Annotated in this window: 7 protein-coding genes; 2 read left to right on the forward strand and 5 right to left on the reverse strand. The window is 69.5% G+C overall.

Annotation, left to right across the window (positions count from 1 at the left end; translation table 11 throughout):
• A partial coding sequence (locus AC08OO_RS19340; RefSeq protein ID WP_476609018.1) for a hemerythrin domain-containing protein occupies positions 1-482 on the reverse strand: 482 nt, incomplete at its 3' end.
• Between the two features lie 1,725 nt (positions 483-2,207).
• Between AC08OO_RS19340 and AC08OO_RS19345 the strand changes: the two genes are divergently transcribed.
• Both AC08OO_RS19345 and AC08OO_RS19350 read left to right on the forward strand, forming a co-directional pair.
• Positions 2,208-3,611: a family 2B encapsulin nanocompartment shell protein gene (locus tag AC08OO_RS19345; RefSeq protein ID WP_011438585.1), complete on the forward strand. Its 1,404-nt coding sequence runs from the start codon at positions 2,208-2,210 to the stop codon at positions 3,609-3,611.
• 319 nt (positions 3,612-3,930) lie between these two features.
• The gene (locus AC08OO_RS19350; protein ID WP_011438586.1) at positions 3,931-6,186 is read left to right on the forward strand and encodes a family 2 encapsulin nanocompartment cargo protein terpene cyclase; all 2,256 of its coding nucleotides are present in this window, start codon (positions 3,931-3,933) and stop codon (positions 6,184-6,186) included.
• Here the strand turns inward: AC08OO_RS19350 and AC08OO_RS19355 are convergent, their stop codons facing one another.
• The 4 genes from AC08OO_RS19355 to AC08OO_RS19370 form a co-directional block, all read right to left on the reverse strand.
• On the reverse strand, positions 6,187-6,939 hold the full coding sequence (locus AC08OO_RS19355) for a SagB/ThcOx family dehydrogenase (RefSeq protein ID WP_476609017.1): 753 nt from the start codon (positions 6,937-6,939) through the stop codon (positions 6,187-6,189).
• A gap of 30 nt (positions 6,940-6,969) precedes the next feature.
• Positions 6,970-8,307, reverse strand: a complete 1,338-nt coding sequence (locus AC08OO_RS19360) for a YcaO-like family protein (RefSeq protein ID WP_043591397.1) — start codon at positions 8,305-8,307, stop codon at positions 6,970-6,972.
• Positions 8,308-8,316: 9 nt separating this feature from the next.
• Positions 8,317-9,717, reverse strand: a complete 1,401-nt coding sequence (locus tag AC08OO_RS19365) for a YcaO-like family protein (protein ID WP_476609016.1) — start codon at positions 9,715-9,717, stop codon at positions 8,317-8,319.
• Positions 9,714-11,330 (reverse strand): CocE/NonD family hydrolase (locus tag AC08OO_RS19370; protein ID WP_476618851.1); only part of this gene is annotated, 1,617 nt, incomplete at its 5' end. The genes AC08OO_RS19370 and AC08OO_RS19365, both read right to left, overlap by 4 nt.

Here is an 11,330-nt window from a genome sequence, read left to right on the forward strand (position 1 = left end):
GGATGGGTGGGAGCGAACTTCTCCGCCGTCCGAAGCCGACGGCCCATGCTTTCCAGCTGCCTGGCGTCGCGGGCCGCGTGCACCCGGGGGAACTCCTCGTTTTCCTCATGCTCGGCATGGTCGACAACGGCCCGTTCGAAGTCCGCCAGCTTCGCATCGAACTCGGCGCTACCGACATCCATCTTCTCCAGCGCCAGCAGCACGCGGGTGGCCTCGTCCTCCTCGTGGTTGCGCGCCTCGGCCACCCGGCTGTCGATCTTCTTCGTAACCGGCCGCACGACCATCTCCTCGGCGGTCTCGTGCGCGGCGAGCAACGCCCGCAGCTCGTCGAACGCCCGGCGCTTGTGCTCGCCCTCCGCCGACTTCACGTCCGCGAACAGCTCGCGGATGCGGGCGTGCTGTTCGAGCAGGACTCCCACGACGTCGTCGTGGGAGAACTGCGCCGCTCGGCCGCCGTCGAACCCAGCGTCATTGATCGGCATGATGTCCTCCTCATCACGGTCCGCCCATCGAGACCTCGATGTCGGCGTGCCCCGAGACGGCACTCGAAATCGCGCGGCATCGAGGACGCCCGACCGGCGGGGCCCAACCGGCACGTTGGGCTCGTCAACCTGCCCCGGCCGGATCGGGGTACCGAGAGTGCCCCGATCCGGCCGGGGCAGCTCGCCGCCTACCGACGTCCCCAATCAGGGCCAGTACGAAGTAGCCACCTAAACGGCCCCATGAGTAGCTCATAATTCCTAGTAACCCGTCGGCGCGATGACGGTGAGTTGATGCCTGGGAGCACCTGCGCCGTCCGGTCACGCCGCACCGGTCACGCCGACCGGCGCGTACGACGGAATAACGCCGATACCCTCCCAAAGACACGTATAGTGATAATTCCTGGCGTCCAGGCTTGAGTCGAAGCTTGAACCGAAGGCGACCGGCCGAGGCATGCCCCTCGCATCGCGGGATTCGGCCGGCGCCGTTGCCGGGAGGCAATGGCTCCCTCGGTCGGCAGGACCGGCTCGATACGATGCGCCTCGGGTCGATCATCCGACCAGCCGTGCCGGGCGGACGGATACCCCTTTTCGGCCATAGCCACAGGTCCCGCAATGGCCACAGGTCCCGCAATCTCCAGGCCTTTGGCCCCGCCGGGGCCGCTGGGCCGCTGGGCCGCTGGGCCGCCGCATCCGGCGGATGATCGGACCAGGCCGCGGTTGCGGGCCCGGGACGGGCACTCGGGCCGAGGCCCTGACCAGGAGAAGCGGTCAGCGTCTACGGCGTGTCGTGAGAAGTCCGCAACCGGTCCGGATCTGCCGCGGACGGGCCGGCGCGGCAGGTCTGGACCGGGTGGGACGCCACGCGCCGTCTCCGTCCCCGTCGCCGTGACGTTTCCGGCCCACCGCAGGGGGTGAAGAAATACCCGCACGCCGCACTCGAGGGAGACGACGGCGTTCCCACCCGGGTTCCCCGGAAATTGGCTATGTTCCGCGGCGCGAACGAATATCACCGAAGGAATTTTGCGCGCGGACTCCGCGAACGCTCCGACCGCCAGCCGGACCAGATTTCGACCCGATATCACCACGGTCGGGACACGGGCGCCGATCGGCGCTTGATCCACCGGCGGACTGGATCAACCAGCGGAAAAGGAGGACGGTACTCCTGTCCGCCGCGTACCGACAGTTCGTCCGGGACACCGGGAAAACGATCGAGAAAACGCCTGGCCGCCCTTTACGGTGCGTGGTCGCCGGGCCGGGCCGAGGACTAGAGCAGGCCGGTCTGCCCGGACCAGATCTGATTGGTTCCGCAAAGTGCTTGCCGCCCGTGGGATCGATGCGGGAGGCTTCCCATGCGCGGCGAGACGACGCGCGTTCCGTTCGAGACAAGCGCAGGTCTCCTGTTGACTCGACGCCATGGGGGGGGTTACACCAACGGAGCGCCCATAGATGTCATCGCTACTCAGGGAAGGCGGGACTCACCCAGCGCAGCATCGGAACTTCGACGTCCCGCATTTCGTGTCGGTTCGATGTACCTGCGGTCGGCGGCCAGCCGCCGGGATCCGTCACGCCCGCACATTCCTATGACCGTGCACAGGCCGCGCCTTCTACATGTGCGTCGGGTCAATAGAAACCGCACTCCGGGAAAACCCCCATACCCCCAGTGTAAACCCCCACTCCCAGTGGGAAAACTGCCCCTGCGAAAACCAGAGATAGGTGGAGTCTGTCATGACCGAACCCGTGCAGGCCGGTACGGATGCCGGCGGCGAAGAGCCCCGGCTGAGTCTGAGCACGGCGGCCGCGCGCAATCTCGCGACGACCACCAAGTCCGTTCCGCAGATGCAGGAGATCACCTCCCGGTGGCTGCTGCGGATACTGCCATGGGTCCAGGCGTCCGGCGGCGTGTACCGGGTCAACCGCCGTCTGACCTACGTACTCGGGGACGGACTCCTCACGTTCACCACCACCGGATCCGAGGTCCGGGTCGTTCCGCGCGAACTCGGCGAGCTGCCCGCCCTGCGGGGCTTCGACGGCGAGGTGCTCGATGCGCTCGCGGACCGCTTCGCCCAACGGGAATTCGCTGCCGGAGACGTGCTGGTGGAGAGCGGTCAGGCCGCCGACCAGGTGTTCCTGATCGCGCACGGTAAGGTCGGCAGGTTCGGCCTCGGAGAGTACGGCGACGAGCGGGAACTCGGCGTACTCGCCGACGGCGAGTACTTCGGTGACGAGGCGCTGGTCGAGGAGGACCTGACCTGGGAGTTCACGGCCCGCGCACTCACCGGTACGACGGCCCTCGTCCTGTCGCGCCAGCAGTTCTCCGAACTCGCCGACTCCTCCGACGAGCTGCGGCGTCACCTCGACGAGTACCGGACCCGGCTCCAGCCCCCGAGCAACCGCCTGGGCGAAGCGGAGATCGCGATCGCCGCCGGGCACACCGGGGAACCGGACCTGCCGGGGACGTTCGTCGACTACGAACTGGCCCCCCGCGAGTACGAGCTCAGCGTCGCCCAGACCGTGCTACGCATCCACAGCCGGGTGGCGGACCTCTACAACGAACCGCACAACCAGCTGGAGCACCAGATCCGGCTCACCGTCGAGGCCCTGCGCGAACGCCAGGAGCACGAACTGGTGAACAACCCCGACTTCGGGCTGCTGCACAACGCCGACCTCCGTCAGCGTATTCACACCCGGAGCGGTCCGCCTACCCCGGATGATCTCGACGACCTGCTGAGCCGCCGACGCAGCACACATTTCCTGCTCGCCCACCCGCGGACCATCGCCGCGTTCGGCCGGGAATGCACCGCCCGTGGCATCTACCCGGCCACCGTCCTCCTCCACGACCAGCACGTGCCGGCCTGGCGTGGCGTTCCCCTGCTCCCGTTGAACAAGATTCCGATCAGCGGGACCGGTACCACGTCCATCCTCGCGCTGCGCACCGGTGAGGAGAACCAGGGGGTGATCGGCCTGCACCACGCCGGCCTGCCGGACGAATACGAGCCCGGCCTGTCCGTGAGATTCGCGGGTATCAGCGACAAGGCCATCATCTCGTACCTGGTGACCACGTACTACTCCGCGGCGGTGCTCGTCCCCGACGCGCTCGGTATCCTGGAGAACGTCGAGATCGGTCGGTGACACCCGGCCGCGCGAGCCGCTGGGACCACCCGGAACCCGCGGAATTACGCGGAATTACGCGAGATCACATGAGATCACATGAGATCACGCTGGGTTCCGGAAGGGTTCCGCGGGGCTCCGCGGCATCCCGGCCCGATCTCTCCCGGCCGCCCCGAACGTTCACTTCTCCGCTGCCACCTCGGCAGACCCGGTGCACCTTCCCCGGGGCCGGTTCCCCGGGGAAGGTGCACCGGTGCCGGATACGGATAAGGATCCGTATCCGGCCGACTTTCGGGGCCGGCCGTCCAGCCCGTGACCGAGAAGGGTTCACCAGCGGGTCATGCAGCCTTTCACGCTACCGGAGTTCTACGTGCCCTATCCGGCACGGCTCAATCCGAACCTGGAACAGGCCCGCGTGCACAGCAGGGCTTGGGCCGACGAGATGGAGATGATCGACTCTCCGCAGCACGGAACCGCGATCTGGACCGAGGCCGACTTCGACGCACACGACTACGCCCTGCTCTGTGCATACACCCATCCGGACTCCGTCAGCCGAAAACTCGATCTGGTCACCGACTGGTATGTCTGGGTTTTCTACTTCGACGACCACTTCCTGGAGCTGTACAAGCGGTCCCACGACATGGCCGGCGCCCGGGCCTACCTCGACCGCCTGCCCGCCTTCATGCCCGTCGACGGTGAGATCACCGAGACGCCGACCAACCCGGTGGAACGCGGACTCGCCGACCTGTGGACCCGGACCGTCCCGGAGCGTTCCGCCGACTGGCGGCGGCGGTTCGCGGTCAGCACCAAGAACCTGCTGGACGAGTCCCTGTGGGAACTAGCCAACATCAACGCCGGCAGGCTCGCCAACCCGATCGAATACGTCGAGATGCGGCGCAAGGTCGGCGGCGCGCCCTGGTCGGCGAACCTCGTCGAGCACGCCGCCGACGCCGAGGTGCCGGCCCAGGTCGCGGCGACCCGGCCGCTGCAGGTACTGCGGGACACCTTCGCCGACGCCGTGCATCTGCGCAACGACCTGTTCTCCTACCAGCGCGAGGTCGAAGAGGAGGGCGAGCTCAGCAACGGCGTGCTCGTCATCGAACGTTTCCTCGGCTGTGGAACCCAGGAGGCCGCCGACACGGTCAACGACCTGCTCACCTCGCGGCTGCACCAGTTCGAGCACACCGCGGTCACCGAACTGCCGGCGGTCCTCGAGGAGCACGGTGTCGACCCGGGGAGCCGGCTGGAGGTCCTGGCGTACGTGAAGGGTCTGCAGGACTGGCAGTCAGGGGGCCACGAATGGCACCTGCGCTCGAGCCGGTACATGAACCGGGCCGTGGCGCCTGAGAGCGGCGAGCTCAGCGGACTCCTCGGACTCACCGGTCTCGGTACCTCGGCGGCCCGGATTGTGCCGTCCCTCGTCACCACCACACCGCGCCGGATCCGCTCCTTCACGCACATCCCGCACCAGATCGTCGGGCCGCTGCGCCATCCCGACTTCTGCATGCCCTTCTCGACCGGGCAGAGCCCACATCTGGACGCCTCCCGCCGGGAAAACATCATCTGGGCCCGGGCGGTAGGGATGCTGGACCCGATTCCGGGCATCTGGGACGAACACAAACTGCGGGCGTTCGACTTCGCGCTGTGCTCGGCCGGAATCCATCCGGACGCGACCCTGCCGGAACTGAATCTGACGACGGACTGGCTCACCTGGGGGACCTACGCCGACGACTACTACCCGGTAATCTTCGGCCGCACCCGGGACATCCTCGGGGCCAAGGTGTGCAACGCCCGGCTGTCGGAGTTCATGCCGCTGGACTCCCCCGTCACCGCGGTGCCGGCCAACGCGTTGGAACGCGGTCTGGCCGACCTGTGGACGCGCACCACCGAGACCATGGCGCCAGGCGCGCGCGAGACGTTCCGCGGCACCGTCGAGGTTATGATCGACAGCTGGCTGTGGGAGCTGGCGAACCAGGCCCAGAATCGCATTCCCGACCCGATCGACTACATTGAGATGCGCCGGGCGACCTTCGGTTCGGATCTGACGATGAGCCTGGCCCGGCTGGCCCGGCTGGCCCAGGAACAGACCGTGCCACCCGAGATCTACCGCACCCGGCCGATCCAGGCCTTGGAGAACGCGGCCGCGGACTACGCCTGTCTCCTCAACGACGTCTTCTCCTATCAGAAGGAGATCCAGTTCGAGGGTGAGATCCACAACTGTGTCCTCGTCGTCGAGAACTTCCTCGACTGCGACCGGGAGCGTGCCCTCGCGGTGGTCAACGATCTGATGACCTCCCGGATACGCCAGTTCGAGCACATCGTGGCGCACGAGCTTCCGGCGCTGTTCGACAGCTTCGCCCTGGACGCGTCGGCGCGGCAGGCGCTGCTGGGCTACGCGCGGGAACTCCAGAACTGGCTGGCCGGGATCCTCCGCTGGCATGAGGGCACGCATCGGTACGAGGAGTCCGAACTGCGGTACCACCCAGCGGCGGGAGTACGGCCCTTCGGCGGCCCCACGGGCCTGGGCACCTCGTCCGCCCACGTCCGCCCACGTCCGGCCGCGGCGGCCGGCGCGGCCGGCGATAGTGAAATGTAGTCAGCTCGCATGCCTGGTTGGCGGTCGGACCGGCTGGCGGCCGACGGGGAACACGACGGTCGGGAACATCGTGTCGGGCAGACGCAGCAACTCGGCGAGGGCCTGGTCGTCGAAGGCCGTCACGGCGCATCCGGCCAGCCCGAGTGCGGCCGCGACCAGGTAGAGGTTCTGCACGGCGATTCCCGCGTCGAGGTGCAGGGTGCGGTAATGGCGTGCCGGGTACTTCACGAGAGTCGTGTCGAGCCGGGCGACTACGACGACCGCCATGGGCGCCCGTTCGGCGAACTCGGGTTGGACCAGCACCGAACGCAACGCCGCCGTCGGCTCGCCGGACCGCAACGTCTGCAGGCAGTGGTCCTCGGCGTCGTACCGGAACACGCCGCCGGGCAGCTGCGCACCGCGCGCAATGACGATATAGATGGACAGTGAATGCAGGCCACCTGCCGACGGCGCCATCCACATCCGGTGCTGACTGCCGTCGGGCAGTCGGACATCCCGCTGCGGACCCACCGCCCAGCGTAGGAGCGAGGAGACATTCTCGGCGGTCGGCGCCTCGGCATCGAACCGGTACCAGGACCTGCGTGCCGCGAGCACCTGGCCGAACTCGACCGGCAGGTCCGCGCGCGGTGCCGGCAGCGGAATCCGGCAGGTGGCGGCGCGCAGTCCGTCGAGCATCACCTGCCGGGTCGGCGGACCATTGAGGACCTGTTGGACCCGCCGGATACGCTCCAGCGCGGTGACGTCCTCGGCCACACTCGTCCCTTCGGTTACGTCGCTAATGCGCTAATGCGGCAGCGGGAGGTCGCGCCGGGTGGTGCCCGCCGCGGCGAGTTGCCTGGCCAGCCGGGCGCCGCCGAGGAACGGAAGGCCGACAGAGGTGTTCGAGTACAGGCCGGGGGCCAAGGTGTGCACGACCCGCATGCCGGTGGGGCGCACGTCTTCGGTGGTGACGTCGACCGATGTCACCGGGTGGCCGGCGTCGGCGAGCGTGCGCGCGAGCACCGTCGGGTCGTCGACTCCGGCGTGCCGGGCGTCCCGGTCGAGGGTCTCCCAGCCGATCGTGCCGGTGAGGGCCTCGGCGAGTTCGGCCTCCAGCCGGTCCTGCAGGCGAGAGTCGAGGAAGAGCTGGAGGTGGGTGCAGTACTCGACGACGTCCGCCAGGTCGTCTCGGCAGTCGTCGAGGTACCGTCGGTCAGCTCGCCACGGCTTGAGGGGGCTGTGCGGGTTGCGTGCGGCGCGCATGTAGGGGCCGTCGGGGTCGTCGAGGTCGGCGACGAACATCTGCAGCTGGAAGGCTTCGGCAAGGGCCTTGCGCAGCGCCGGCGTGGTGGTGGTCCGGCACGCTGCTCCCATGGTCAGGTAGCCGGTCGCCGTGTCGTGCACCAGGGCGCCGACGACGACGAGGCCGAACTCGTTCGGGAATTCGACGAACCGGGTCGTCATGCTTCCGTACGCGCCCATGGCAAGCTGCGCGATCCAGGGGGGCGGGGTGATGGCCCGCAGCGGCCGGCGGCCGTGCCAGGCCATGGTCAGCGTGTCACGTTCGATCATCTGGCAGATCGCCGACCATTGCGCCGAGCGCTGGTCCATACCGGCGGCCAGGCCGGCGCTGAGGACCGGGCTGAGGTAGGGGAACCCGCGGGCCTGGGCCTGGTGGGCGTAGGACACCCAGACGAGCTGCGCGGGTACCCAGACGGGGGTGCCAGCAAGCAGGTCGGTGCCGGACGTCCATTCCAGCTCGAGATCCTCGCGGTACTCGGTGAACGGGAAGTAGGGCCCGGCGTACTGGGCGGGTGAGTACAGCACTACCGAGCGCGGGTCAAGCACGGTGGCGCGGTCCGCCGTGAGCTCTTTGTGGGTGGCGCGGCGCAGTCCGGCGGGGACGAGGTTCCCGCAGTAGCGTTCGACGGCCTCGCCGACGGCGGGCCCGAGGGCGGCGTCGTCGTCGAGCAGGGCGTAGCCGGCTCCGGCGAAGTCACTGGCCCAGGCGGAGAACCTGGTGGTGTCGGAGAGAACGGCGGTGTACATGGTGAATTCGGGCGGCAGGGTGGCGGGAATGGCGTTGCGTTCGATCCGGCGGATGATCCCGGTTCGGGGGGCGAGGATCGCGGCGAGGTCCATGGGTGCTCCTCAGACGTGCGGGATCGGGTACGGATAAAGGGCGTCTTCGGTGATCTTTCCGGCAGCCAGGCCCAGCTGGGCGGGTACGTCGTAGAGCCGCTCGCCGCCGAGGAACGGGAAGGCCGCGGGCGGGTTGCCGTAGAGCCCGGGGACGATGACCCGCACGACGGTGAGGCCGGCCGCCCGCACGTCCGGAGTGGTGACGTCCACTGACACGGCGGACAGGCCCTGCGTCGCGAGCATGTCGAGGTAGCGTCGACGGGCTGTGTCCCCGTTGGCGTCCCCGTCGGCCCGGGGGATGTCGGCGAGCCGGGTGGTGCGGGTGTCGTCGCGGAGCCGGTCGAGGGGCCGGCCCTGCATTCGTGGATCCAGATAGAGCTGGGCGACCGCGGGCAGGTCGACGAGGTCGCGGAAATCCGGCCGGATGTCATCCGCGTACCGCCGGTCGGCGCGGTAGGGCAGGTACGTGTGCGGGGGTATCTCGCCGCGGGCGACGGCTCGCCAGTGCGCGCTGTCACCGTCCGCGAGCTCGGCGGTCAGTTCCAGCATGGCGAAGGCTTCGACGAGCGCCTTCGTCGCCGCTTCCCGCGGATCCGCCCGGCATGCCGTGCCGTACGCGATCAACCCCCGTCCCGGTTCTTCAAGGAAGGCGGCGAGCACCGGAACCGGGAACTGGCTTGGCACCTGGAACAACCGGATGGTGCGACCGGTGCCCTCTCCGTGGGCGATGTCGTACCGGTCGAGGAGCTCAGCCGCATCGGCGACGGCCCAGCCGGCGGCGCCGCTGGCCCACCAGATGGTGTTCGCGTCGCGTTCGAAGAGCTCTTCCAACGCAAAACGCTCGGCGTGCTCACGGTTCTCGCCAGTGGCGATGCCGGCGTACAGCATGGCGTGGGTGGCCACCTCGTCGGCGTGCGCGCCGCGGAAGTAGTTCAGGTAGGCCATCGACGCGGGCACCAGCACCGGACCCCCGGCGTACAGGTCGCGGCCGGGCACCCAGGCCACCGGTGTCTGGCGGGTGAAGGGCCGGAAGGGGAACCCGCGGGCGCGGTACTGCCGGTCGGAATAGAGCGCCAGGGTCGCCGGGTCGAGAGCCGGCCGCCCGGCCCTGGCGAGATCGTCGTAGCAGGCGATCTCCAGGGCGTCGGGAACGGCGTTGCCGCAGTACCGTTCCACGGCCTCCCCGACCGCGGCACGGCGCGCCCGGTCGTGATCGCCCAGGGCGGCACCGAAGCCAAACCGCTCGGCCGACCAGGTGGCGAACGCACGGGTGTCGGCGGCACGGGCGCTCCAGCCGACCCAGCAACGCGGCATGGCGGGGCTCGGCTGGTAGGGAACGATCTGGGTGAGGACGCCGAGTCGGCGGTCGACGAGACGCCGTTCGGCCGGCGCGGGGGTGGTTGATCTCACAGGTGCTCCAGCACGGGCAGGTCGACCCGGCAGCCGCGGGTTGGACCGGTGTGGATGGTCTGGGTGGCGGTCCGGGTGGCGCTGGTGGTGTACCGGTCCTGGCCGGTGTTGGGGGTGCGGGCCAGCCGCGGGAAGTCGCTGCTGGTGACCTGCAGCTCCAGCCGGCTGCCGGGGTGGAGCAGCAGGGCCGTGGCGCCGAGCGGGATCGACACCGTGGCCGCGCCGGGCCCGACGGCAGCGGCGCCGCTGGTGACCTCCAAGGCCCGGCCGTCACCGAGCCGCTCCACCAGCCGGACTATCCAGTCGGTGCCGGGGCCCGTGGTGTCTGCGGCCATCGTGACGGTGGGTGCGCCGACGATGGCAGTCGGCGTCGTCAGTGGCGGGGTCCGGAATGCCACGGCGTCGGCGCGGGCGTCCAGGGGGGCACGGTCGCAGTCCCGCGGGAGGCTGGGGAAGGGGTCGAGCGGGTCGTAGGTGAACCGGTGCTCGGCAGGCCGCTCGGGCGGGTTCGGCAGGAGTGACCCGTCAGCGCTGGCCTGCAGGCCCAGGGTGGCGGTGGACGCCGGCCACCGATCCAGCCAGCGTCCGCCCTCGACGAGGAACACCTTGGTGATCGACGCATCCCGGCCGGCCAGCACGTCAAAGATCCACGCGACCTGGAGGCGTCCCAGCGGCAGTTGCGAGGCGGGCCCGTGCTCCCGCCCACCCGCCGAGCTGGAAGCGGGGGTCGACAGCTCGTGCCCCCACGGCCCGATCACCAGGCCCCGGGCGGGCCTGTTCGGAGCGCGGTCGCGGCCCGCGGTTTCCCACTGCCACAGCGTCTGTGGCAGGAAGAGATCGTACCAGCCGCCGATGTGCAGGGACGGCAGCGAGCAGCGGGCCAGTTCCTGCGTGCTGATGCCCTCCCCGAGGTCGTCGCCAGTACGGTCATGCGGTGCCGGGCTGTCGCCGGTCGTCAACGGAGCCGGGGCTGACAGAGCCGGGGCTATGGCGCTCCACCAGCGTGGCACCCGTGCCCAGAGGTGCCGGCCGAGGTCAGCTACCGGCAGGTGCCGCAGCAGGTCCGGCTCACAGCCCAGCATCTGCGCGGACAGCCCGTTCCTGCTGGTGCGGCTCTCGGCGTGCTCGGCCCACCAGCCGGCGTACTCGGCCAGCCGCAGGATCCCCGACGGGTCCACGTTGGCGGGCCGCAGACCCGCGGCGGGTACCTCGCTGATCACTGCGCGCACGAGCTCGGGAACGGTGACGGCGGCTGCCCACGCGGTGAACGAGCCGTAGGAGGCTCCGGCGAGGATCACGTTCCCATCGCACCAGGGCTGGCGGTGGACCCATTCGACCAACGCCCGGCCATCGGCGCGCTCCCCTTGATACGGGGTCCAGGTTCCGCCCGACCCATAGCGCCCCCGCACGTCCTGGGCAACGTAGGCCAGTCCGTTCCGCGCCCACCCGACGCCGTTTGCCAGCAGCGAACCGCGACCGTACGGGGTGCGAGTGACCACCGCCGGGGCGGGTAGCCGGTCGGGACGGTAGACGTCGGTCGCCAGCAGGACGCCGTCCGCCGCCGGTACGGCCTGGTTCGCGTCGATGGCGTGCATGCCCCGGCGCCTAGACCT

The organism is Frankia sp. CeCAU1, assembly GCF_977971845.1.

Bases quoted from the DNA above. Each gene is read 5' to 3' on its own strand.
- AC08OO_RS19345 (WP_011438585.1), top strand. From the start codon at position 2,208: ATGACCGAACCCGTGCAGGCCGGTACGGATGCCGGCGGCGAAGAGCCC.
- AC08OO_RS19360 (WP_043591397.1), bottom strand. From the start codon at position 8,307: ATGGACCTCGCCGCGATCCTCGCCCCCCGAACCGGGATCATCCGCCGG.
- AC08OO_RS19350 (WP_011438586.1), top strand. From the start codon at position 3,931: ATGCAGCCTTTCACGCTACCGGAGTTCTACGTGCCCTATCCGGCACGG.